This window comes from Paenibacillus lutimineralis, assembly GCF_003991425.1.
In the GTDB taxonomy this organism is placed as follows: Bacteria; Bacillota; Bacilli; order Paenibacillales; family Paenibacillaceae; genus Fontibacillus; species Fontibacillus lutimineralis.
Window position 1 is genome coordinate 4907144 of the sequence record NZ_CP034346.1, and the last position, 25532, is coordinate 4932675.

The window sequence follows — 25532 nt, forward strand, 5'->3', positions numbered from 1 at the left end:
GTTACAAAATAAATGGCCTAAACCATCGTCAGTGTAAATGTGGAAGCGGGAAGCCGTCAAGTCCAAAACTCACGCGACGGATTAAGTGCACCCTGCTTATTAGTTAAAAAGTCCCTGATTATCTTAAAGACATGCAGCCAGCTAGCTTACCTCAACCTTCCCAACGCAAAAGCAAAAGACCTCAGCTTCACTTAAGCAGAGCGCCACAGTTCGCATTGGAAGCCATTTTGTTGTTAATTTCCCAGGCTCCCATTCATGATCTCCTTTAGTCTGGATAACTCGTTAATTCCATGGGTCCAAAAAATAATACCTTTTGAATCGAATACGACGTATAGACGTATATAGGCAACTTCTAAACTTCCAACGAATAGCTCACGCTTGTTCCCAAGACAAAAACACCTCCAAAGTTGTCCTCCACATCTTACGACATGGAAGCTTTCTCACGAAGGTGTTTTTATTTATCTCAGGCTATAGAGTCAGTTCCTATTCCTGTCTTTCATCTATTTACTTGTTCTCACAAGCTGCCGATCCATAAGAGCAGCAATAGTCGGTTACACTATGAATTTTCACCTTGAACGAGGAATGGGCAGGAACAGAAAACGTTCCCCGGCCGCTAATTTCTCGCCACAAAGTCTCTCCAGAGAGAAGGAACTCCATCTCACCGGAAATGACATCGATGACCTCCATAGAATTCGTATGGAATTCATATTCCCCGGGAAGCATGATGCCAAGCGTGATTTTACTGCCGTCATGAAGCCATGCGGTACGACTCGTTACCCGGCCGTCAAAGTAAATGTTGGCTGCCTTCTCAACTGTTACATTTCTCCACTCCTGCGTCACACTTCCCGCTCCTCTCACAGAACCTGCTGCTTGCTCTTTATTTCAATTGTTCCTTCACATGCTTCACTACGTTCTCTACCGTGTAGCCATACTCAGCCATAACCTTGTCGCCAGGCGCAGATGCACCAAAGGTATCAATGCCGATGATCGAGCCTTGCTCGCCTACATAACGTTCCCAACCGAATGGATGCGCCATTTCCACAGCGACGCGAGCCTTGACATCAGGCAGGATAACCGAGTCTTTATAAGCCTTGTCTTGCTTATCGAACAGATCCCAGCTTGGCAAGCTGATGACACGTACATGAATGCCTTCTTCCGCAAGTGCGGCTTGAGCTTTCACAGCCAGCTGTACTTCCGATCCTGTCGCGATAATTTGTGCTACTGGTTTGCCGTCCTTCGCATCGGATACGACATAACCACCGCGTTTGATGCCTTCACGAGCAAGCTCAGCACTCTTCTCCAGAATAGGCAGGTTCTGACGAGTCAGGACAAGTGCCACAGGGTTTTCTTTGTTCTCCAAAGCGTATGCCCAAGCAGCGGAGGTCTCATTACCGTCAGCCGGACGGATCACAGTTAGACCTGGAATGATACGCAAGGAAGCCAGTTGTTCAATCGGTTCATGCGTTGGTCCGTCTTCCCCAACCGCGATACTGTCATGAGTCAGTACGTATGTTACTGGCAATTTCATCAAGGCTGCTAGACGCACAGCTGGACGGAGATAATCCGTAAATACGAAGAAAGTACCGCCAAATACTTTCAATCCGCTATGCAGCATAATTCCGTTCATCGCTGCTGCCATACCGAACTCGCGTACGCCGAAATACAAATTGCGCCCGGCACGAGTGTCCGGTGTATACATATCAATGCCGTCCAAGTGAGTCATCGTCGAGCTCTCAAGGTCAGCAGAACCGCCAAGCAGTTGCGGTACACGATTTACAAGTCCATTCAGGGCTTTACCGGAAGCAACACGTGTAGAAATCGCTTTGTCCTCAGCACTATATTTAGGAAGGTCAGCATCCCAGTCCTCAGGCAAGTCTCCAGCTACAGCCTTTTCAAATTGGGCCGCCAATTCAGGATATTGCGCCTTGTATTTAGCAAAAGCTGCATCCCATGCTTTATTAACTTCAATTCCGTGCTCCTTCACTTTAGCGAAATGCTCGCGCACCTCTTCAGGAACATAGAAGTCCTCTTCATATACCCATTTATAGAATTCCTTAGTCAGTTTTGCTTCTTCAGTACCAAGCGGGGAACCATGTGTACCGCCGTGGCCGCCTTTACCTTGCTTGTTCGGGCTGCCGTAGCCGATGACCGTCTTCACTTCGATCAGGGTAGGACGCTCGGTATCTGCCTTTGCTTCTTCGATAGCTGCCGCCAGCGCATCAAGATCGTTGCCGTCTTTAACGAGCAGCGTCTGCCAGCCATAAGCTTCAAAGCGCTGTCTTACATTCTCAGAGAAGCTAAGGTTCAATTTGCCGTCCAGCGAAATATCGTTGGAATCGTACAGGAAGATCAGTTTGCCCAGCTTCAAATGACCTGCCAGGGAAGCAGCCTCACTAGCTACGCCTTCCATTAAGTCTCCATCGCCGCAGATGCCGTAAGTATAGTGATCGATAACTTTGAAGTCATCCTTGTTGTAGGTTCCAGCCAATTGAGTCTCAGCCATTGCCATGCCGACAGCCATCGAGATCCCTTGACCAAGCGGACCAGTTGTAGCATCAACACCAGCTGTATGTCCCCATTCCGGGTGACCAGGCGTCTTACTTCCCCATTGACGGAATTGCTTAAGATCCTCAAGTGAAAGATCGTATCCACTCAAATGAAGCAAGCTATAAAGCAGCATGGAGCCGTGACCTGCGGACAGCACAAAGCGGTCGCGGTTCACCCAAGTCGGGTTCTCCGGGTTATGATTCATCGTCTTCGCGAACAATTGATACCCCATTGGCGCGGAGCCCATTGGCATCCCCGGATGACCGGATTTTGCTTTTTCGATCGAATCGATCGCAAGCGTACGGATCGTCGTAATTGACAGATTTTCAATCGTATTGTTGTTGTCTGACACTGGCATTTTGTTTCCTCCTTAGTTAATGAAGAGATATAACTGACAGTTGGATGTACCTTTTCTCACAAAACATTCAATTTGAAAAAATCATTTTGACTTTATTCATTATATCACTTCCAGCACACCTTTTCCATACCATTATTGCCATTCCTTGTCCTAGGAATTACGCAAATTGCACAAGTACAAAAACCTGTGTTTTGCAAAACTTCCCGTGCACAAATCAAACTTTGCTTCGTATGTACTCAGCTATTATTAAGCAAGCTCCCACTAATCATGTCACTTCAAAGAAAAATAGCATCCGTATCAATACGAGGGGTAACTGCAACACAACGACACGGGTCAACGCTTCCTCGAGTTCCCGGATGTTTGTATCGATCTGGTTGGCGATATATACTTCATCTTGAAATAGTGGATATCCCTCTCTGCTCAATGAAACTGCTTCGGCATTCAGTAGCTAACGAAACTGCCAATCGTTATTTTAGGCAAAAAGCGTCCCTGCTAATTTTAACGAAACTGGGTATCGCTATTCGATCAGAAATAAGGCCAAACCGTTGATTTTTGCTCCAATAGCGATATGATGTTTCGTTAGAGTTATATTGCCCCCATTTTAAGCAATATAACGTTCCACAGTTTCGTTAGCGGACTTGGTCAGACAATACAAATTGTACCCAGTACTTCTTACCCAACATTACTTTCGTATTGTCTTGCTGTTTCTTAGTAGACTCTGAACAGTAGGGACCAGGATCTCTATTTGCTCCTATTTTTGCAGCAATAATCCCTCGCAACTTCTTTTTCAGAGGCTTTATGTACTTACGGTGACTAAAGATTGGTTCAATTAATCCTGCAAGGTTGTCCATGCGATAGTTTAATGGTTACGAATGATGTGCAACGGTATCTAAGGGTAATGGTAATCTCGGCGGTATGAAGCTAACGTTGTGTTAGTGTCCTATGAAGGAACGCAAAGGGTGTTCAAAAAAGGCAAACCGTAGGATTACAGAAACTGAAATAGGCATTTTTGTGATACCAGAACCAGTGGAGCTCGCAAAGCGCACGAGAAAAAACGGTCAGGATTGACCCCTAGCATAAGAATTTCAGCAAATGGGGGCGCAGACATCTGAAACTATTGTGATCGGACTTATCAAGCGGTCAAGAATGACCGTTAGAGCAAGAAAGAGGACAACTTCGCTCTTCCAACGGACACTTTTGACCATTAGAAGCAAAATTGCGGGTTTCCGCAACATATTCTCCTTGTAATGGACATCCTTGTCCGTTACAGGGGCAGAGTAACAAACAATCAACGCTAACGGTCAATAATGTCCGAGTGATTAGTCCAAACGCAAGTCAAACGCAAAAAGGGGCCTCTCCAAGTCGGAACATCGACTATTGAGACGGCCCCTTCTGTTGCCTGCTACGACTGTATACTCGCCGCAGCGCTAGCGCTTGCCGCGCTGCTTGGCTGCAAGCAGCCGGCCAAGCGCGTCCCCCGCTGGCGCGGCTTCGCCTGCGCCAGCCTGCGGCCTCCCGGCCTCCTCCTGCGGAGGAGAGGCCGGGACCTCCGCCCGCGGCGCCGGGCGCGCGGGCTCTTGCCCGCCCCGCTTCGCTTGGGGCGGGGCCGCGGGCGCGGCGGCGGGGCGATCCTGGCGATCGCCGCCGTCCGCGCCATAAAAGGCGGCTGCGCGCGACTTGCGCGCCGCCAGCCGGGCAAGCCCGGCATCCGGCACCGCCGCAGGCGGGCCGGACTGTGCCGCAGCCGCACTCGTTCCAGTGCGGCGCCTCCATGGCCGCAGGCGCTCCGCGATGCGGCCCCAGGGCAGCGACATCCGCCGCACGGCGATGTCGGCCAGCCAGAGCAGGAGCGCCGCAATCAGCAGCGGGCGCTCCCAATCATGCGGCTCGGCGTAGCCCGCCGCACGATAGTTCAGCGCTTCGCCAGGCTTATCCCAGCTCAGCACCCGCCCGCCGGACAACTCGGCCAGAGCGGCGAGCTTGTCCGGCGGGTTCCCTGATGCAAGCGAATATTCGGGAGAATACGGGACAACGAAGCCGCTCCCTGAACCATAGTTTGGCCGGAGCCCGTCCCCGTCCTCTTCCCCCTGTAGCTGCACTAGAAAAGAACCCGGATCGCTCACCTCTAACGAGCCTGTGTAAATCCCTGGAGAAGTCTGAAGGAGCGGCACCCGCTGTTCCGGTACGGTTTCCGAACTGATTACTGCATCGAGCTTCCCAGGCAGAGCTTCGTCGTCTGCATGAACTTCGAAACGGACCTCATTGCCTTCAACCGTTGTCTGCACAGCATAATCCGAAGCCGTGAACTGCGGTAACGTCCACTTCACCATCTCCGCAAAAATCTCGGCAAACCTCGACCAACCTACCCAATCTCGCGACCATTTGCCGGTCATATCGCTAGTCCAGGCTACAGTACGCCCTGAACCGTACTGCCAGCGCGCTAGCAATGGATCAGGTTCAGGGCTGGACAGAACCGTCTGCGCTGTTATTTTTGGTGTAGCGGCCACATAACCATAAATCTGCGGAAGCCCGTCAGCGAACAAAGACTGCCAATCACCAGGCTGTACTAACGCAGGAACGAACGGTTTGTTCACCACATACGTTCTGGATATCATCGCTGCCTCACGGCTAAAGATGGCCGGCAGTGTCGTTGCATCCTGAACATAATAGTAGCGCCCCTTGGCCCCCTCTGCCAGCGACTCCAGCAGCCGCACATCCGCGTCTTCGCCGACAGCCACGGTGGACATCGTAATTTTCTCCTCTAGCATCGTGTTCAGCAGATCGTTGTAACCGGAACTACCTGCCGATTGGCCGTCTGTTAGAAGAATAATATGCTTACGCTGTGCCTCGACATCAAGCATCTTCTTCGTCGCATCAGCAACCGCAGGATAAATATCCGTACCACCAGCGCTCGGAATGCTATTGATCTGAGACAGAACATATTCTTTATCGCTGAGAACCTGTGGCTCAACTACCCACCAGGGATGATCATCAAATGCCACTACGCCCACGGTATCCTTCGCCCTGAGCAGCTCAACCGTGCGCATCGCCGATTCCTTGGCCAGCTTGAGCTTATCTCCTTCCATGCTTCCGGAACGGTCAATCACCAGAATCAGACCGAGCGATGGAACCTCCCGCTTGCCCTCCAGCTCCATCGATACTGGCAGCAGCTTCTCAATCGGCGTCTTAAAATAACCGCCCATTCCAAAACTGTCTTCTCCGCCGATCATCACGAATCCGATGCCGTAAGAACGTACCGCTTGTTCAATCAGCTCCATCTGCTTGCCACCAACCTGCTCACCGGATACATTATTGAAAATTATACTGTCATATCCAGCATACTTCGCTAGCTCCAGCGGCAGCATCCCGGGGGCAGTGACCTCATAGTTGATCAAGCTGGATTTCAGCGAATTTTCCAAATTGGTGCTCGTACTCGCTTCTCCTTCTACGATCAGCACCTTAGGGCTCCCTGTTACTCTCGTAAAAGCGTAGGACACATTGTTCGCCGCCTGCTCGTCACCAGAGGCGAACACCTCGGCCCGATAGCGATGCATCCCGGTTTTTCGAGCCAGGCCCTGCAAAGCCACACGGTTCTCTCCGCGCTCCAGCGTCAGCTTAGTACGGCCAATCTCCTCATTATCTTCATAGAGCCTCAGCTCCCCTTCTCCGGCAAAAGTGCTCTGCACTGTAACCTCGAAGCTGAACGACTCAGCCTGATACAGCTTGTCCGGCATCTTGAGGGACTCTATCGCCACATCCTGAACCGGCTTACGCTCACTCGGCAGTACATCAAGCGTAACTCCACGTTCCCGCAACAACAGAGCAGCGGAGTGTACATCGCCTACATTCTCTTCCCCATCTGAAATGAGAACGATCCGTCCGCCCCCATGCCCACTGAACAAGCTGCCTGCTAATTGAAGCCCCTTTTCGAGATTTGTAAATTGCGGGTTTATCGCCGCTTTCGAGCCAGGATTTGCCGACCAGGAAGTATCAAGACTCTTCTCCACGACGGCATCAAGCCCCGACCCGACGATGCCCAGGTTGTCACGGGGATTTTTGTCCTGAACCGCTTCATTCATCCACCCCAATGCTGGCTCACCCTCCGGCATACTTGCCGAACGGTCGACGACAAACACCATTTCCTTGTCGTACACCATTCTGAATGTATGGAAGCCTGACATCACTAGGACAAGCAGTATCGCTATCGTGATTCTGAGGCCGATCGCCCACTTTCTCCTCGCTCCGCTTAAGCGGAAGTCACTGCGGAAGGCATAAACAGCAAAGACAGCAACCGCGATTAATAACAATAAGAACAAGGGATGCTCAAATTGAACGCCCACGCTGATACACCCCCCATTCGGCAAAAATAACGATAAAAGCGAGCAGCGCGATCAGGAAAGCAAGCGAGTGCCTGCTCGAAAAATCTCCGTGCCCTTCTCCCGCCCTAGCTGTCTGCCCGGACTCGCTTTCCTGTACTGCTGTGCTATTCCCTGCACCGTCAGCTACTTCAGTTCCAGACTGTTCCATCTGCTCGCCGCCCTGCGCTGCAGCAGCCGGCTGCAATGGCCACACTATTTGAGTGGACGATTCCAGCGGACTGGCCGTCGTCTGTAAATAGTAACTGGCCAACTCATTCCCATCCACATCTCGCTGCATGAACCGCCACAACCCAGGAATCGCCGGTGCTGTCTGCTCAGCCAATATGCTTCCGTCCTGTACTTCTGCTAGAATATCAGCAGCTTTGCTTAACAGCGCATACCCGCTGACCGGAGTCCATCCCCCCTGCTTGGCATCGGCACTCACTGGAATGGCGACCTTAGCTTCAACCATAGCCCTACCAAGGCCAGTCGCCCTTCCAGATTGCAGCCACTCCACCGCATTATGCACCAGTATCGGAAATTCGGGACGCAAAGGTAGATCACTATCCTCAAGTGCAAACAGAAATCCGAGTCTAGCCGTACCAGCTTCGCTTCCTGCATAGATCGCCGGCAATCCGTCGATTTTCATAATTGTCTTGGCCCATTCAGGTACCTGCGCTTGATGAAGGAAGCCTGTTGGTGAATCCTTTAACGAAAAATAACGGGTCAGAGGATGATCCTCTAATTTCAGTTCTCCGCTTGATAATTGGAGCTTGTCGCCCGTTCCTCCGATGGTCCAAAGCGGAGTACGGGATACCAGTTCCGCCCAAGCTCCTTGCTGCATGTAATTCGGCATAATGCCATCAGCAACAATGATATCCGGCGTTTGCTCCGGAAGCTTGGGCTCTGTCACCGCTCCATCTCCGTCCTCTTCAGCAGGAGTCATACGGATTACGCTCGCTCCGGCGAGCTGCAGCGCTTTTTCCAGGAATAGATTGCCACGAGAGACTAACAGCACATTAGGAGCGGCATGCTGTTCCTGAAATGCATAGGCCTCATTATCCAATAGATAAGGATCTCCTGGACTCAGCGCAAGCCGATAAACCTGCGCCGCAGGTAGCTCGGCAAATGATTCCGTGACAGCTTGTCCCGCGCTAATCACAACTTGTCGTGAAGCCAATAGCCTGTCGTCCCCGTATAGATCCAATTTGGCCTCAAGGTCATCGCTTCCATCATTGCGAACGATGCCAACCCCATCTACCGTCCCTGAAGTCTCCTTACTTCGTACCCCGAACTGTTCAATGGCAGCATTACCGGACTTCGCATCTCCAATCGTCATAATACTGACAGGAACATCGAATAGAATATCGTCAGACCGCTCCATCCAACGCCCATCGGTAAAAATAACGACCTGCGCCTCCGGATCATCCTTCGTCATGGCCGCAGCCAGGGACAGCGTCTCACGATACGCGGATACCCCATAGTCCACAGCTAACGCCGATATCGCTTGCTTCCATTTGCCGCGATCACTCTCCCGCGACAGAAGCACCTCCGGCTTACTGCCTAATTTAAGCAGCGTCAACTCGCTCTTCTTGCTCAGAGAAGCGGTAAACTCGCTTAGCTCACCTTTTAGCCGCTCCATTCGGCTAATCGTTCCGATCTGCCTTACGTCTTTTCCAGCCAAGCCGGTCGTCATGGTCTTTCCAGCTTGCTGTTGAACGAGTTCACTCCCGGTCTGCGTGCCCGGACTCCCTGCTTCCCGACCAAGCTTACCACTCTCGGCACCCGTATCGCCGGCCCGATCGGCCCCCTGCTCCGCATGCTCGTCCCAGATCGTACTCATGCTCGCCGAGGCATCAATAATCACTATCGTATGTTTACTGCCGCCCTGGACCCATAAATATGGTGCCATAAGCGCAAATACGAGCAGTGCAGCCGCAAGCAACTGCAGCCACAGCAGCAGACGGTTCTGCAGCTTCTGCCAAGGACGGTTCGCCTCAATGTTGCGGAGAACATGATTCCATAGCAGGTGGCTCGATACCGTCGTATCTATGTATTTTCGCTTGAACAGATACATGAGCAGAATGACCGGAATGGCCAAACCGAACCATAGGCCGGACCACAGCGCTATCCCCATGCTTCTCCCCTCCTTAAGGTAGTTCAACAAGTCCGCTTTTTTCACCCACAAAGCTAACTTGACGGATTAAAAAAACTGCAAATCTGCATCTTTTCATCCGCCAAATCCACTCTTTTTAAGAAAAAGAGGCAAAACTGCAAGCTTTTGTCCTCGTTTTCCGAGAATCAGGTCAAATCGTAAAGAAAAGCTGCACTTTTGCAGGTATTTTTCTCTTCAAGGGGATCTCACCGCAAAAAAGATGTATTTTTGCATGTATTTCCGCTCCACAGCAAACGAACACTCCTAGACCCCAATAGCCCCCGTCTTGCGCAGCGTTTCAAAAATTCCCGTCTCCAAAGGCTCGTCGCATGGGGCCATGACATAACGGATTCCACGTTCATAGCAGTAACGGGAGATTCCTTCTGTATACCGCTCCAGGGCCGCCATATATTTCTCGAGTACCTTGCCGGTGATAGCAACTTCTTTGCCTGTCCCTAGCTCAATATCGATCAGGCGCAGGTCCCCGCTGAGTCGTGGATTAAGTTCTTCTCTGGAAAGGATATGAACCAGTATGATCTCTTGTCTTGCCGCCTGCAACATTTCCAAGCTCTGCCTCAGCTCCTCAAGTCCACCCTCCAGCCATAGATCCGAGAAAATCCAGGCCATTCCTGGCTGCCGGGGCATGAACTGCGCGCTGCCCAGCGCCGAAGCCATATTTCCCGCCCCGCCTGCATTCACCGACTGTATAAATGAAAACAACTTCACCGCTGCTGCCTTGCTGCGCAACGGAGGAAGCGAGGCTTCCACCTTGGAGTTGAATAGATAGGCCTGCACCCGGTCTGAGCCAGCCAAGGCAATATAACCGACAGCGGCTGCCAACTGCTTGGCATAGTACAGCTTCGAATCTCCACTAACGCCTCGTTCTTGCGAGACGATCCCGCCGAGCGAACTCCCATTCGTCGAACCCTCAGCTGTCGACGTTTCACGATGCAATCCCGCAGCCTGTCCAGATGTCGTAGCTCCTCCTGCTCCGCGGTAATCCATTGAGGCGGACACGTCTAGATACAGGCTGATGGGAAGCTCCTGCTCATCCCAATATTGCCTTACGAATGGACGTCCCGTCCGGGAGTAGACGCTCCAATCGAAGCGGCGGATATCGTCGCCGGGAGAATATTGCCTATAATCGGCGAACTCCAGCGACGCCCCGAAGCTGCCGGAACGGCGTTTGCCCTGTGCTGTCCCCCGGACTCGTCTACCGGACATCAGCGACAGCCTTTCCAGTCGCGGCAATAGAGCCGGAGGTAGTAAAGGGGCTGTCATCGTGAACTCTCCAGCTTCGCGATAATCTCTTCAATCAGTGTATCGGTCGATATGCCCATCGCCTGGCCTTCGAAATTCAAGAATAAGCGATGGCGCAGGGTTGGAACAGCAACTGCAGCCAGATCTCCCGTCGAGACATGCCAGCGTCCCTTGCAGAGCGCTCTTACCTTAGCGATCGCGACCATGGACTGAATTCCGCGTGGACCCGAACCGAAGCTAACGTATTTACGGACCGACTCCGGAGCTGATGCTTCCTGGGGATGGGTCATCATCAATAGAGAGATTCCATAGTCCAGCACTTCATCGGCTAACAGAATTTCTTTGGTGGCCTGCCGGATCTCCAGCAATTGCTCCGCGGTCGCCTGACGAACCACATGCGGCTGCTCCGCCGCTGTCGTTCTGTGCACAATCTGCTTCAACTCATCCGGCGTAGGATAATTGACATTGATCTTCAACATGAAGCGATCAAGCTGAGCCTCAGGCAACGGATACGTCCCTTCGTTCTCCAACGGATTTTGCGTTGCCAGCACGAAGAAGGGCTGCGGCAGACGCCGGGTCTCTCCGCTGACGGTAACCGTCTGCTCCTGCATCGCCTCAAGCATGGCGCTCTGCGTCTTTGGAGTAGCCCGGTTAATCTCATCCGCGAGCACAATCTGGCTGAACACCGGCCCCGACTGGAACACCATCTCATTCGTCCCCTGCGGGCCGAAGCGAATGACATTCGTTCCGGTAATATCGCTCGGCATTAAATCCGGCGTAAATTGGATTCGTGAGAAGGACAATTCTAGCGTATCCGCGATCGTACGGACGAGCATCGTCTTTCCAAGCCCAGGAATCCCCTCCAGCAGGGCATGTCCCCCGGCAAAAATACACCACAGCAGTTGTTCGACGACCTCCTCCTGACCGACAATCACCTTGCCGATTTCCTCCCTTATAGTAGAGATCGTCTCTCTCCAGACCGTAGCCTGCTCCTTCGTATCCGGCATGATTTATTCCTCCCTCTCACTCATTTAACTGCCCGGATCTATCTCCATGAAATAACGCTCTACAAGTCCCTGCATGCTCTGCGGCAATTCACTCCGCTCCAGCGAGCGCTTGGCCTCAGAGGCGTAATCACTATATACCTCATCATATGGGCGGCTAGTTCCGTCAAAAACGGGCGATTTCCCACCTTTTTGCACCTGACCGCCTGTAGTCGGACCTCCATCGTTCTGAACATTTCCACTGCCTTTATAATCGCGGGGCACGGTGATCAGATTGCGACCTCCACTACCTAGCCCTGCTCCAGAGCCTCCACTACCAGCTCCGTTTCCACCGCTGCCAGTCCCGCTTCCGCTTCCTGCACCATTGCCATTCCCGCTCCCAGTCCCCGCACCGCTTGAACCACTGCCTGCGGAGGAACCATTCCCTTGAGCGGGGCCAGTTCCGCCAGATCCACTTCCCGATTGGGAACCGGAGGAGCCAGCCGAAGCTGAATCACTGCCAGCAGAACCGTCTGAACCAGTCTCTCCACCAGCACTGCCAGTTCCTGCAGAAGCTAACTGCTCAGCAAGGCCACCCATACTCCAGCTATCAGCGACCGCCATCCCAGAGGCAGACATATCCTGAGCCAGACCGAGTCCTTGCTGGGCCAAGGCCGAAGCTAGCTCGGAGGCCTCCGCAAGCTGCTGGGCACGGGATGCAGCAGCCCCAGCATTCTCTTGAACTAGCTGCTTTAATTGCTCCATCGCCAGCTCCACCTCTTGCGCATTGCCCTCGCCTAGCGCCGCAGCCGCTTTGCTTAGTGCTTCAGCCAGCCGTTTCGCTTCCTCATCATGCTGCGGTGCTTCCGCGGATAGCCCCCGCAACTCGTCCGCCAGCTTCTTCTGCTCCGCTGGTGACAGCTTAGGCAGATCTGACTTTAGCTTGTCCATCTCTTTCCCTGCTTGCTCTTGGTCATTCTGCTGCAATCCGTTAGCAAGCTCTCCTGTAGATGGATTTGCCTTCCATTTATCTAACCATATGCTTCTCTCCTGCTGTTGAAGCTCGAGCCGATCAGACATCTCCTGCAATTTCTTCATCGTATTCTCAAGTGCTTCAAGAGACTGCTCCCCAGCACGGCTCTCCTTCAGTGACTGCCGCAATGTCTGCAACTCTTCATCAAGGGCCTGCTTGACCAATGGGTCCAATGACTTACTCTCAAGCTGCTCGATCATTTGATCCGCCTCTTTCACCTGCGCTTTGACCCATTGCCGCTCCTGTTTATGCTTATCGATCACGTCATTCATCGGATTCGGCATTATAATAAACGCAGCAGCTACGGCAAACCCTAACCCTACAAATATCCACCATTTTGGTTTACGTGTGAGAGGAAGATTGCTCTTCAGCCTGGAAATAAACGCTGCGCCATATTCCTCGGCCTGCAATCGCTGCTGCCTAGCCAGCTGGCTATCTGATTCCGCAAACGCTAGTGCTGTAACCATTAAGTCCTCGGCTTCACCGCGTTGGTTCAAGCGATCCATCGTCTTGGCAGACAATTTGTTGGGTACATGAGCAAACCAGCCCCAGAGTCCACCTACAATTGGTACAAGCAGCAGGCAGGCCGCAGCATACGCCCATATCGCTTCAATCGGCCACAGCCGCCCGGCAATGAGACAGACCAAGGCACAGGCAATGCCGATCAATAGACCCATCCTTGCTTGATCTAATGCGCGCAGCCATTTCAGGCGCTGGCGTACGATCTCCAGCTGGTGGTATATCGTCTCCAAGCCAATCCCCCTCTCCATTTGAGGTAATTCAAAAAGTCCCCCTTTGATCACGAAGGAACATTGAAAGTCGATTCGACATCGAATCTTGAATTCACCCGGGCCCTCCGGTGCTCACGTACAAACTACGTACGCTCCGCTCCTCAGGCCCTAGCTTCATCCAACCTTCTCGGTGCTGAAATTTGAACTTTTTGAATACGCAATATTATGAATCTGAACAATGCTATTTTTTTATCCAATACTCTTCAAGACTTCTCCTATTGTTGAGGCTCTATTTTCCCTTCATTGCCACTATCTTCACTCGGGAAGTTTTGTTCCATCATATCGAAGTCCTTGCTGCGCCGTCTAACTGGACGGATATAGCGGATGGCTAGCCACAACATCAACACGATAACTACGCTGTAGACGATTATAAATTCCAGCCACAGCTCAATCGGTGCACTCGTCCCCATATTACCTCCGCGGGAAATGAAGGCTGTCTTGGAGAAAGAGGGTTCAAAAATACTGATCAGCGCTCCACCTGGATTTAATCCAAGAATATAACCGATCCAGGAAAACTCCGGTGGGTTTATAGAATTATAATTCACTTGCGTCATGGCCATGGCGAACAGATAGATGAGTCCGGTACCCAGAAAAATCACTAAGCCAACACCGTAGGTCACAATGACTGCAATGATTGTCCGTTTGAACAAGGTAGAGAAGAAAATACCGATGGAGCCTAGCAGCAGCATAATGAACAAATAGAATAGAAAAACAACTACAAGCTGCTTTGGCGATACTCCACCATATATGAAAACAATGCAATATACCGGCATAGTCGCCACAATTAACAGGGTCATGAAGCTGAGCGATGACAGCAATTTGCTCAGTATAATCGTTGCTGAGCTCTGCTGTGTCGTTAGCAGCATACTAAGCGTCTGCTTCTCACGCTCTCCACTAATTACGCCTGCCGTTAACGCCGGTGTCATGAACGCAATCATGATCAACTGAGCGAAGCTCAGCGCATAGAAGATGATCCGGCTAACCATAGGATCAAAGCTGCCTGACCTGCCCATTCCGCCGGATGTTGACACATAGATGATGCCCATCGCAATCAGCCCCATCACCAGCACATAAGCAAGCAATGAAATCGCCGAGCGAGGAGTCCTCATTCTGAGCCGAAATTCTTTGTCCAGCACGGGATTAATCAATATGCTTCGCCAATTCATTCGCCGCTTCCCCCTTTCGTAATCTCCAAGAATACATCTTCAAGATTCGTCTGCGCCTCATTGAAGGAGATAAGCTTGAAGCCGGCTGAGACCATTCTGGCTAGCAGCTCGGACTGCTCCAGATCACCGCCATTGAAATGGATATGAACACCAGTCGCATCAACGAACACCTGACTGACATAAGCCTCATCCCGCAGCCAACTGCCTAGATTGTCCGCTTGACCCAGCGTGCGGATATGAAGAACTCTTTTGACTCTTAAGCGATTCTGGATCTCGGCGACCTTCCCTTGGGCAACCATCCTGCCATGCTCGATCACACCAATCTCATCGACCATCTCCGCCAGTTCCGGCAAAATATGTGAAGAAATGATGATCGTCTTGCCCATCAGCTTCAATTCCTTAATGATCTCCCGCATCTCGATGCGCGCCCGAGGATCAAGCCCAGAGGCCGGTTCATCGAGAATCAGCACCTCGGGATCATGCACGAGACAGCGTGCCAGGCAGAGGCGTTGCTTCATCCCCCGGGACAAGCTGTCCACATAGCTATCCTTCTTATCGCTCAGATTCACCAGTTCCAGAAGCTGCGGAATGAGCTTATCCCGCTCCCCTCTCGGAATACCATAACTGGCACCATAAAAATGCAGATACTCTGTCGTTTTAAACTGGTCATATACACCGAAGAAATCTGGCATATACCCAATTCTTTTACGTACTTCATGCGGATGCTGGACAACGTCATAGCCGCCTACCTTGGCTGTCCCTGAAGTGGGGAGCAGCAGCGTAGCCAGAATGGACATCGTGGTCGTCTTGCCAGCCCCGTTAGGGCCAACAAAACCGAATACAGTCCCCTTATCAATATTTATATTGACAGATTCCAAAGCATGGAAGCTTCCATATTCCTTCGTCAAATTATTAATTTCGATCATGGGCTCACCTGGCCTTTCAACGAGATCTTCGGAATGTCAAAGCTGGCCCACTCATCAGCATTCACAGCGATCCTAACCACTGCGCCGTTCAGTACATAATTGGAGACGGGCTCGGATACTTGTGCTTCTCCATTGTTCCAAGTCAGATCTTCCCACTTGGCTTCAGTGAAATTCCAGATCATTGTCTTCGTTCGCTGGCCAGGATCATTTTGCTGCAGCTTCAGTGAAGTGTAATCGATCTTGTCCGACATCGGCAGAGCAAATTCGAACTGCATTTCACCCTTATCCATATTCACTCTGTCTGAGCCGTAGTCCGTCCCCCAGCCCGTCGTGGATACACTTGTGATTTGAGCAGGGATATAGCCATATGGCACATCGATTTCATTCGCCTTGGATGGCTTGAACTGCACTGTCACAGGCTGCACCCACATGTTAAGCTGGTCTGCAGCGGGGTTTTTCCCATTCACGGTATATCCGCCAAATGAATCCTTGCTCCACGCGATCAAAATATTGCTCATTAAGCCGATGTTCTGCTCAAATAAGCTGTTCATCATGCCACGTTCTCTATTCTTCTCATCCGATGGACCGCTAGGGTAAGGGAACAATATCGAACTGTAGCTGCCATATGTGCTAGAGGTATAATTCGCCGGAATCTGCACCGTTTGATCCTTTGCAAGCTCCCCTAAGACGAAAATATTTCCGCCCAAAATTAACGCCGCATCACTAAGATTACGATTCAAGCGGTTGGTTACAGTCCCTTGCGGGACTCCTTTTGCATCCAGTGCAACCTCAATCTCCAGCGAGCCAAAGCTTCCTGTCTGCTGCTCAATCCACAGCTTTGCCATCGAGCGGTGGGTCATATCCTTGAGATGGACTGACGTGTTGCCATCCTGTTCACGGATCATTTGACGGCTGATTCCTTCCTCTCCTCCTCCAGAAATATAACCGTCCTCTCTTTTACTCGTTACGTGAGTTGCCCCTGGAATTTCAAACTCGTAATTCCCGCCGCGGGGAACGAACAAAGCCGAGGCTGTCAATTGCGTGCCTTGCCCTTGACCATCCAGCTCCACGACATTCAGCGTATGAGCCTGCAGAGAGGATTTCCCAGAAGTACCTGTCACATAGATGCTTATGCTAGTAATAATAGCAATCAGTGGAATCAGGAACCAAGCCCACTCGCGCCGATCAAATCTTTTAAGTACATAATAGAGCACCGGGGCAACGAGCACAGCATAACCGATCAACAACCAGAAGAAGAGAGAGAAAGGCGGTAGAGCAAGCGATGGAAAATAGTTCAGATAATTATCCAGACTAATTTTCATTCCTTGGGTACCGTTGTTCCTATCCATAATTGAACCGGACACTTTGCTCTGGAGCAGACTATTCCAAAAATCAGCATGACCGCTCCAGCTGTGAACTGGCTCAGCTGCCAGATCATAAGCGGCATAGATCACCTTTCCTTTGCCCAGCGGCCAGGAAGCAATTAACGGCTGGTCCTGAACGTTAACGACACTGTCCGCTCCATCCTTCAACTGCGCCGTTGATATAGAAATTGCGTGATCCAGCTTCAACTCCTTGTTCGCAAGCTTCTCCATCCCAGGCAGTGAGCTGGCTTCCTTGGTTCCTGTATATTCAACTGGCGACAAAGCTTCTAGACCTTTGACCGTCTTCGGATAGCTTGGCCCGCCCGCTAATACAAGGGTTCCGCCCTGATGCACCCAGGTTGAAATAGCCTGCTTCTTCCCTTCCTCCATCGTATCGGAGGCAAAATTGTTAAGAAACAGAACATCAAAAGAAGACAGCATAGCTGCATCCTCAGATATTTGCTCCGAAGCTAATACGAGAACGTTAATCGGGCTATTTTGATTGTTCAACAATTTCATGAAATTCAGGCTGTCCGGATCGGTAGCAAGTTGCCCAATAAATGCTCCGTTTCTCTGATTCGATTGCAGATAGGCTTGTCCAGAGGTAAAAGCTATATTTTTTCCTGATTCTGCCGAATCCTTATAGAAGCGAATAGAACTGTTATTCTTGTTAAATGTGTTGCCTATAATGCCAAAAGTGATCTGCTTGGCAGTTCCTGCTGGTAGATCAACCTTCTTCACATAAGACTGGCTGCTGCCTGAATAGGGAACCTCGACCTGGACGACAACTTCCCCGCTAATATCTTCATCACTTTTTAAAGTAATCGTCAAAGGCGCCCATTTGTTCATTTTATAGCTTCCGTGATAGCCAACTTCACTCTCTACGCTAATACTCGGACCTGCTGCATAAACTGGCTGCGTACTCCCCCCGACAACAGCGGCAATGACGAGCAGACATATGATTAGCGCGTACATTCCACGCTTCACCGAAATATACAAATGATTCTCCCCTCTCAACCTTCAAATCATCTTTCTATCCATGACCATTCAATATATTAACGCGATGCCAAAACATAAAGTTACTTAACAACCTTAGCAGGAAATATAAACCTCTCTTCTTCTCAAAAAAACAACCGCCATGCAAGTCGATAAGGTTGCCATGGCGATTGTTATAGAAAAAAATTAATTGAATACAACTGTTTTGTTCTGATGAACCAGAATACGATCCTCGATATGCCATTTTACAGCTCTAGCCAGTACGACACGTTCGATGGTGCGTCCGATTCGCTTCAGTTCCGCCACATCATCGCGGTGGCTGACGCGCTGTACGTCCTGCTCAATGATAGGTCCACCGTCCAATTCTTCGGTCACATAGTGAGCCGTCGCCCCGATGATCTTAACGCCACGATCATAAGCCTGGGCATAAGGCTTCCCACCCACGAAGGCTGGAAGGAAGGAGTGATGGATATTGATAATCCGGTTACGGTAAGGCTGAATCAGGGCCGGCGATACGATCTGCATATATCTGGCCAAGACGATTAAGTCCACCTTCCCGTTCACAATCTCTAACTGCTTCTGCTCCGCTTCGCGCTTCGTATCCGGGGTAACCGGAATGTGATAATAAGGGATTCCGAAGGATTCCACATATTCTTTCATATCCGGATGGTTGCTAACGACCATAGAGATATCCGCATCCAGATCACCGGCTTGCCACTGCCACAGCAATTCCACAAGGCAATGATCTTCCTTGGATACGAAGATAGCCAGCTTCTTCTTATGGCTCAGTTGGAAAATATTCCACTCCATCTGGAACTTATCAGCAATCTCGGCAAAATCCCGCTTCAAGCTGTCTATGCGGTCCTCAAGCTGATCCAGATCGAACTCGATCCGCATGAAGAACATTCCGCCTTCTGGATCCATCGTATACTGGTCTGATTGCACGATATTCGCTCCATGCTCATACAGAAAGCGGGATACTGTTGCCACAATCCCAGGGCCATCCGGGCAAGAGATCAGCATTCGAGCCCGATGGTGCTCATACGGTTTGACTTGTCCACTTATTTTTGCATGTTTATCCATTGATTTCTCATATCCCCCTGGCGCACTAGTATTCTATGTTGAAACCTAATAGAGGTCGTTCAAAAATATCCGCTTTTGATCGCGTTTAGTTTCTTCCCGCGAGCCAAGCGATCAAGCGATGATTGATTTGCTCTTCCGAATAATCCGGGAACACATTCGCGGCAATCACCATATCGTACAAACGCTCCAGCGGTTCGCGAGGATCCGCCTTCTTCGCCTTCGCATCATTCTTCAACAAATTCCAAGTGTCGAGAACGAAGGAACGATAATGAACATCCTGCTTGTTGAAGAAGTCATGCAGCCCTGCCACATCGGCAAGGAAATCCGCACCGAAGCGCTGCTCCACGTCCCCGCGCAGCAAGGCGATTTCCACTTCATACATTGGACGCTGAGTCTTGGCATCCTTACCTACCCAAGGCGTCTCCAGAATGAAAGGCCTGCCCTGCAGTGCCTCATGATGAACAACACGATGGATCGCTTCAAAGCCGATCCAGCCTGTACCGATAGGCGTATGACGGTCCTTGCCGGCGCCAACCGGATTTTTGCTATCGTTAATGTGTACAATTGCGATACGATCAAGACCAATTGTCTGATCGAATTTCTGTAGTACACCATCAAGGTCATTGACAATGTCATAGCCTGCATCGTGAATATGGCAAGTATCGAGGCAGATGGTCAGCCGTTCATTATGCTCGACCTTATCGATAATCGCTGCAATCTCTTCGAAGCTGCGTCCAACCTCGGTTCCCTTGCCAGCCATGGTCTCCAGAGCGATATTCACTTCAGTCTCGTCCGTTCCATTTAACACTTCATTCAAGCCTTCCGCGATCCGCGCTACACCGTATTCGGCATCCTTGTCCGTAAACGCGCCGGGATGAAGTACGATATTACGCACCCCGATCGCATGAGTACGGCGAATTTCTTCCTGTAAGAAATCGACAGCCAACTGATACGTATTGGATTTATAGGAACCTAGATTAATAATGTATGGCGCATGTACGACGATCTCCTCAATCCCTGCCGCCTTCATCGCTTCTTTGCCTTCCGGCAAATACATCGCATCCATCGGTTTGCGCCGCGTATTCTGTGGAGCACCGGTATATATCATGAATGAGCTTGAGCCATAGGACACAGCTTCCCCTGTTGCACTTAATAGACCTTTATCTGAGAACGACACATGTGAACCTATTTTCAGCATTAAAATTCCCCCTTTTAGGCAGTAAACCGCTAAACTTCCCTTATTTTAGCTTGATTGCGCAAATAAATAAAGTCGTACGGACAAAATACAGAAATAATCACTATAATGTCACCTTCTTCGACAACGTCAATTCGAATCGGGTGATCCCCTCCCCCTCGCCCGTCTCCAACGTGAGCCGTCCATCGTGTATTTCTGTAATATGCCTGGCAATCGTCAGACCAAGTCCTGATAGCCGTCGAGCTCCGTCATCATAATATCAATAACGGCTAAATCTATCGAATGTATCGAGAAATGCTAGGTAGCTTCTATACCGTTATTTGCTTCGAGTACGTCGTAATCTTTTTCTTAAAAGAGCTTGAGCAGTTCTATAATATCTGGATCATCGTCCATGAGCAGTATCGTTTTACGCATCGAAATTCCCCCTCCGCACGTCATTGTTCTTGCTTCCCGTCCAATATCCTGCCTTGTAAGGTTAATTTAAGAATCGTGCAAATTCAGAGACAGAATGATAATTTATACTTAACCCCGTAACATCTTCCAACCATTTATAGATCAAAAAGAAAGAGGAGTTTCTATGGCAAATCCAGTAATTCAAGAAAAGAAAAAGCCCAGATCCAGATTAACGCATGTCGCCCGTTTCCTGAAACGACCGGCACCGCTTTCCCCCGGATGGAAAGGGGCATCACTTGCGCTGGGGGCTACAGCTCTGGGCCTCTATCTTGCGCAAGGTTACACCATGATTGGAGCACGGGGAGCCATCCCTTACCTCGCCGGGATTATCTTGTTCCTGCTCGCGATTATATTGCTGACTGGCATCATTGCCCTGCTGCTTCATTGGACAAAGAAAATGCCCACCCGTTACATTTGGCTTGTACTCGCTTCATTCTGCCTATTGGTTATCAGCTTTATCGGCCCTTTGCAGTTAATGTTTATTATTACCTCTTTATCCATCATCATGTCCTTCTCCTTACTGGGGATGTGGATGTACCGCTGGATCACCGGCAGATATCGCGAGGCAAAAAAGATATCCAAGCTTCTCACCGGCATAGCGGCGGGGGCTGTACTTGCCTATATTCTCTTGGGCGGCTATTGGCTGCTGGACCGCGGAAATAGCGATTTGCCGAAGCCATACCGGCTGCAAGCCATCAAGACCGCCGAACGTTATCCCGCGTTAATGGCAAACCCGGGCGAACCAGGTTCTTATCACGTCAAAACATTGACATACGGGAGTGCAGACAGCTACCGCAAGGAATTTAATGCCGAGGATTCATTAATAACCAATCAGGTGGACGGATCGGCATTTGTGGAAAGTTGGTCCACAATCCGCACGAAAACTTTCAGATTCGGGCCAGATAAGATGGCGCTTAACGGGCTGGTCTGGTACCCCGAGGGCGATGGCCCATTTCCATTAGTCATCGCTGTTCATGGCAACCATCTCGCTACCGATTATTCCGATCCGGGGTATGCTTATTTGGGCAATCTGCTTGCCAGCAAAGGCTATATTTTTGTTTCCATCGATGAGAACTTCCTAAATACTTCACCCTATAACGACTTGTTCATGCTGAGTGCACTGAAAAATGAAAATCCAGCTCGCGGCTGGCTCATCCTGGAGCATCTAAAGGTATGGGAAGAATGGAACAGCACGAAGGGAAATCCGTTCTTCAACAAAGCGGATATGAGCCGAATATCGCTGATTGGCCACTCCCGAGGTGGTGAGGCAGTAGCTGTAGCAGCAGCCTATAACAAGCTGCCGGCAGCTCCCGAGCATGGCAATATAACATTCGATTATAACTTTGGCATTCGCTCCATTATTTCCATTGCCGGTACCGACGGCCAATACAAGCCATCCGGTCAGCCGATCCCCTTAAAGGATGTCAGCTACCTGGCGATTCATGGCTCACACGATATGGACGTCATCTCATTTGCTGGCGCAAGCCAATACAGCCGAATCGGCTTTTCAGATAAAAATCATCACTATAAGGCATCAGTCTATGTTTATGGAGCAAATCATGGACAGTTTAATACCGAATGGGGAAGAGTGGACAGTATCGGTTTTGGCAACAAGTTCTATAATACAGCCCAGCTTCTGCCCCAGGAGGATCAATTGCGGGTGGCAAAGGTACTCATCTCTTCCTTTCTGGATGCCACGCTGCAAGAGCAAGAGCAGTACCGCAGCGTCTTTAAAGACCTTGGTTATGCCAAGGAATGGCTTCCAGACACGATGTACATCAGCAACTATTGGGATGCCGACACAACGCTTATCAGCAGCTTTGATGAGGATATCGATCTATCTACGACGACAATTAACGGCGGACGACTCATTGGAAAAGCATTGAAGGAATGGAAGGAAGAAAAAGTCAAGACGAAATATGCTACTGACTTGTACAGCGCAGTTCAACTTGGCTGGGATCGCAGAGCGGCCGTCGATCTCCCTAGCTATACGGTGGTTTTACCTGACACCGGGATTACCGCTAAACCGGGCAGTTCCATCGTCTTCGCCATGGCCGACTGCGACGATAAGAAACTGACGGACATGCAGGGAGCACTTATCGATTTGACCGTCCAGGTGGCAGATAAGAACGGCAATATCGCTTCGATACCGCTCAGCAGCGTTGCCAGTTTGCTGCCGATGCTCGAAGGCGACATCGTAAAATGGCCGTTTACAACACTGTTGCCAACAAAAGAGCCCGTGTTCCAAAACTTTGCCTTCCAGCTTGCCGACTTCCAACAAGCGAATCCGGCCTTCCAGCCCGAACAGCTCAGCCGAATCAGCTTCATATTCGATAAGACAGACAAAGGCGCGATCTATTTGCGCGATATCGGCATTCGCAACGATGCTGCCATCAGCAGTCATGAATGATCGTTTCTGCGGACAGCACTGTTTGAGGCATTTATGGATCGGTATTTCGGGAAAGTAACCGTGAAGGCTCGGCATTCTGTCAATCTCTAGTTAACGGATTGAAGAAAAATGTTCTTGTATAATACACTACGAAAAAGGAGCTACGCTCTCGAAAAAAATTGGAAAATAAGTTATACTTCATGTCAAGACAAACATAAATTGGTGACAAAATAGACAATTCTTCAGCGAAATTTATTAGTTTTATCATATCAAGTCGTTTGTATAGCAAGGAGCTTACCTATGAACATACGTAAAGCGACGATCGATGAAGCAGGTTATTTAAGCGAGCTTTCATTTCGTTCAAAGGCCTACTGGGGTTACAGCGAAGCCTTTATGGAAGCCTGTCGCGAGGATTTAACCATCTTGCCTGAGGATATCTTAGCTTCTATTATTTTTGTTCTGGAGGATGAGAAGGTCATCAAGGGTTTTGTAGGGCTGGAGATCGAAGACGATTCCTGTTTGTTAAGTAATTTATTTATTGATCCAAATGAGATAGGAAAAGGATACGGAAGACAGCTATGGCAGCATATGCTCGAGGTCGCAAAAGGACTAAACGCGCACTCCATTTTAATCCATAGCGATCCATATGCGGAGGATTTTTATCTGGCGATGGGAGCAAGACGAATTGGAGAAATCGAATCAACTGTTTTTGAAGGAAGAAAGCTCCCGCTGTTGGAGATACCTATCTGAAAGTAATGCAATAATATGCTAAATGAAAGAATATATTGCAAAATGAGGTGATCATTCAAATGGTACATACATCGTTTCTATTTCTCGCAGCAACCCAGCCCAATCGCTGGTTCATGAATTCTATCGCGCTATGGGGATTCATATTGCTAGGAATGATGTGCATCGGCGGATTTTTCATGTTCCGCAAGTTCCTGAAAGTACTGCCTAAGGCAGACGGCAAGTCCAAGCTGGACTGGCAGAACCATTGGGTGGAGACGAGCCGCCATCTATGGAATGAAGACAGCAAGGCCTTCCTGGATATGCTGGTTCAACCAGTTCCAGGCCCGTTCCGCGACATCGCCAAGCATTCCATCGCTGCGGAAATCGGTAGAATTGCCTTGGAAGAGCATGCCAATGCCGTTACGCAGGAGCATTGCATCAAAGGCTATATTTCTGCGACGCCGAAGCGAGACAATAAGTTTCTCATTACTTTTCTGGAGAAGAATCAAATTGATTATAAGCCCTATCAACATTTAATGAATAAATAATGTCTATAGAGAATTCAAATTACAGCACCCCTTAGCTATGCATCGAGCTTACCGGGATGCTGTTTTCATTATTTATAGAAAAGGAGGAAGTTAGTTGAGATATGCAATCCTTGGCGGAAGTGGATTTATTGGCAGCGCTCTGACCGAATATTGGCTTAGCAAAGGGCATGAGATCATAATCGTCACCCGTCGTAATTCGCATCAACAAGCTCCTCGCAACGAATCCACTTCGCGGCAGTTATCCTACTATACGTGGAACGATATAAATCAGGACCCGCTCCTGCTTCGGGGGCTAGATGGCCTCGTTAATCTGGCTGGCGCGACAATTAGTCAGCGCTGGACCCGGAGAGCGAAGCAGCAGATCATGGATTCACGCTTGCAAACAACCCAGGCTCTGGGGCGCTGGATCAATATGCTAGGAAATGAGGCTCCGAGAGTCATTGTACAAGGCTCTGCAGTCGGTATATACGGCACTTCGCTTACCGAGGAATTCACGGAGCATTCTCCTAACTCTGCTAGGGATTTCCTTGCCAGAGTTACAACCTCCTGGGAAGAGACGGCCCTACAAGGCATTCTGCAATCTTTCAGCGACCAATATGCAGAACTCGGTCATGAGGGGAAGTTAGCGAATGTTACAGGGCCTCGTCTTGTTCTACTACGCACCGGTGTAGTGCTGGGAAATCAGGGCGGTGCATACCCGATGATGCGGCTCCCTTTCCTGCTTGGAGCAGGAGGCCGAATCGGCACAGGCAAGCAATGGGTTCCTTGGATTCATATCGATGACCTTGTCTCGCTTATCGATTACTGTGTAACCTGTTCAGAAATATTGGGTCCCGTTAATGCGGTCAGTCCAAATCCGGTGACGAATGAACAATTCGGACGCGCTATCGCCCGTGTCCATCATCGCCCTTTCTGGCTCCCACTCCCCACCTTTGCACTTAGATCAGTACTCGGAGAAATGTCCCTACTGCTGCTCGAAGGACAACGAGTCATACCACAGGCAGCTTCTTCGTCCGGCTTCATATTTACTTTCCCTCATTTGGAAGCGGCCCTTACTGATCTCAAACAGAGGAACTAGAGTTGCGAAGTCGAAATCTACACAACGCAAAGACCTGCTCGCTACAAAATTCATCCCCGGTTGATCCTGATCGGATCAGACCGGGGATGAATTCAAGATTTTGTGCCAAACCCGCTTCCC

The 25532-nt window shown here is 50.1% G+C and carries 16 protein-coding genes; 4 read left to right on the forward strand and 12 right to left on the reverse strand.

Translation table 11 applies throughout. From position 1 onward, the window contains the following. Positions 1-504 precede the first annotated feature (504 nt). The 12 genes from ppnP to EI981_RS21860 form a co-directional block, all read right to left on the reverse strand. Complete coding sequence (ppnP, locus tag EI981_RS21805) at positions 505-840, reverse strand: pyrimidine/purine nucleoside phosphorylase (protein WP_127001834.1); 336 nt, start codon at positions 838-840, stop codon at positions 505-507. 37 nt (positions 841-877) lie between these two features. Next, positions 878-2905: a transketolase gene (gene tkt / locus EI981_RS21810; RefSeq protein ID WP_127001836.1), complete on the reverse strand. Its 2028-nt coding sequence runs from the start codon at positions 2903-2905 to the stop codon at positions 878-880. A 1427-nt stretch (positions 2906-4332) separates the two neighbouring features. After that, a complete protein-coding gene (locus EI981_RS21815) occupies positions 4333-7245 on the reverse strand; it encodes a VWA domain-containing protein (RefSeq protein WP_127001838.1) in 2913 nt (970 codons plus the stop codon). Then, positions 7229-9400, reverse strand: a complete 2172-nt coding sequence (locus EI981_RS21820) for a vWA domain-containing protein (protein ID WP_127001840.1) — start codon at positions 9398-9400, stop codon at positions 7229-7231. The genes EI981_RS21815 and EI981_RS21820 overlap by 17 nt, the downstream gene beginning before the upstream one ends. 282 nt (positions 9401-9682) lie before the next feature. Beyond that, the gene (locus EI981_RS21825) at positions 9683-10699 is read right to left on the reverse strand and encodes a DUF58 domain-containing protein (RefSeq protein ID WP_127001842.1); all 1017 of its coding nucleotides are present in this window, start codon (positions 10697-10699) and stop codon (positions 9683-9685) included. Then, on the reverse strand, positions 10696-11685 hold the full coding sequence (locus EI981_RS21830; RefSeq protein WP_127001844.1) for an AAA family ATPase: 990 nt from the start codon (positions 11683-11685) through the stop codon (positions 10696-10698). The genes EI981_RS21825 and EI981_RS21830 overlap by 4 nt, the downstream gene beginning before the upstream one ends. A gap of 24 nt (positions 11686-11709) precedes the next feature. Beyond that, positions 11710-13464, reverse strand: a complete 1755-nt coding sequence (locus EI981_RS21835; RefSeq protein ID WP_162616243.1) for an AAA family ATPase — start codon at positions 13462-13464, stop codon at positions 11710-11712. 236 nt (positions 13465-13700) lie between these two features. Next, entirely contained in the window at positions 13701-14651 is a 951-nt protein-coding gene (locus tag EI981_RS21840) for an ABC transporter permease (RefSeq protein ID WP_127001848.1), read from the reverse strand. Then, positions 14648-15577: an ABC transporter ATP-binding protein gene (locus EI981_RS21845; protein WP_127001850.1), complete on the reverse strand. Its 930-nt coding sequence runs from the start codon at positions 15575-15577 to the stop codon at positions 14648-14650. Before EI981_RS21845 ends, EI981_RS21840 begins: the two co-directional genes overlap by 4 nt. After that, entirely contained in the window at positions 15574-17940 is a 2367-nt protein-coding gene (locus EI981_RS21850) for a DUF7408 domain-containing protein (RefSeq protein ID WP_127001852.1), read from the reverse strand. The genes EI981_RS21845 and EI981_RS21850 overlap by 4 nt, the downstream gene beginning before the upstream one ends. Positions 17941-18123: 183 nt before the next feature. After that, positions 18124-19020 (reverse strand): formyltetrahydrofolate deformylase, encoded by an 897-nt coding sequence (purU, locus tag EI981_RS21855; protein ID WP_127001854.1) that lies wholly within the window; start codon positions 19018-19020, stop codon positions 18124-18126. 85 nt (positions 19021-19105) lie between these two features. Next, positions 19106-20218 carry a deoxyribonuclease IV gene (locus tag EI981_RS21860; protein ID WP_127001856.1) on the reverse strand — a complete coding sequence of 371 codons (1113 nt, stop codon included), beginning with the start codon at positions 20216-20218 and terminating at the stop codon, positions 19106-19108. Positions 20219-20792: 574 nt separating this feature from the next. Between EI981_RS21860 and EI981_RS21870 the strand changes: the two genes are divergently transcribed. The 4 genes from EI981_RS21870 (at position 20793) to EI981_RS21885 (ending at position 25412) form a co-directional block, all read left to right on the forward strand. Further along, a complete protein-coding gene (locus EI981_RS21870) occupies positions 20793-23078 on the forward strand; it encodes an MFS transporter (RefSeq protein ID WP_127001858.1) in 2286 nt (761 codons plus the stop codon). Positions 23079-23357: 279 nt separating this feature from the next. Further along, positions 23358-23807, forward strand: a complete 450-nt coding sequence (locus EI981_RS21875; protein WP_127001860.1) for a GNAT family N-acetyltransferase — start codon at positions 23358-23360, stop codon at positions 23805-23807. A 59-nt stretch (positions 23808-23866) separates the two neighbouring features. Then, complete coding sequence (locus EI981_RS21880; RefSeq protein WP_127001862.1) at positions 23867-24334, forward strand: DUF2621 domain-containing protein; 468 nt, start codon at positions 23867-23869, stop codon at positions 24332-24334. Between the two features lie 94 nt (positions 24335-24428). Then, positions 24429-25412 carry a TIGR01777 family oxidoreductase gene (locus EI981_RS21885; protein WP_127001864.1) on the forward strand — a complete coding sequence of 328 codons (984 nt, stop codon included), beginning with the start codon at positions 24429-24431 and terminating at the stop codon, positions 25410-25412. Positions 25413-25532 lie beyond the last annotated feature (120 nt).

Bases quoted from the DNA above. Each gene is read 5' to 3' on its own strand.
- tkt (WP_127001836.1), bottom strand. From the start codon at position 2,905: ATGCCAGTGTCAGACAACAACAATACGATTGAAAATCTGTCAATTACG.
- EI981_RS21820 (WP_127001840.1), bottom strand. From the start codon at position 9,400: ATGGGGATAGCGCTGTGGTCCGGCCTATGGTTCGGTTTGGCCATTCCG.
- EI981_RS21825 (WP_127001842.1), bottom strand. From the start codon at position 10,699: ATGACAGCCCCTTTACTACCTCCGGCTCTATTGCCGCGACTGGAAAGG.
- EI981_RS21830 (WP_127001844.1), bottom strand. From the start codon at position 11,685: ATGCCGGATACGAAGGAGCAGGCTACGGTCTGGAGAGAGACGATCTCT.
- EI981_RS21835 (WP_162616243.1), bottom strand. From the start codon at position 13,464: ATGGAGAGGGGGATTGGCTTGGAGACGATATACCACCAGCTGGAGATC.
- EI981_RS21840 (WP_127001848.1), bottom strand. From the start codon at position 14,651: ATGAATTGGCGAAGCATATTGATTAATCCCGTGCTGGACAAAGAATTT.
- EI981_RS21845 (WP_127001850.1), bottom strand. From the start codon at position 15,577: ATGATCGAAATTAATAATTTGACGAAGGAATATGGAAGCTTCCATGCT.
- purU (WP_127001854.1), bottom strand. From the start codon at position 19,020: ATGGATAAACATGCAAAAATAAGTGGACAAGTCAAACCGTATGAGCAC.
- EI981_RS21860 (WP_127001856.1), bottom strand. From the start codon at position 20,218: ATGCTGAAAATAGGTTCACATGTGTCGTTCTCAGATAAAGGTCTATTA.
- EI981_RS21870 (WP_127001858.1), top strand. From the start codon at position 20,793: ATGGCAAATCCAGTAATTCAAGAAAAGAAAAAGCCCAGATCCAGATTA.
- EI981_RS21875 (WP_127001860.1), top strand. From the start codon at position 23,358: ATGAACATACGTAAAGCGACGATCGATGAAGCAGGTTATTTAAGCGAG.
- EI981_RS21880 (WP_127001862.1), top strand. From the start codon at position 23,867: ATGGTACATACATCGTTTCTATTTCTCGCAGCAACCCAGCCCAATCGC.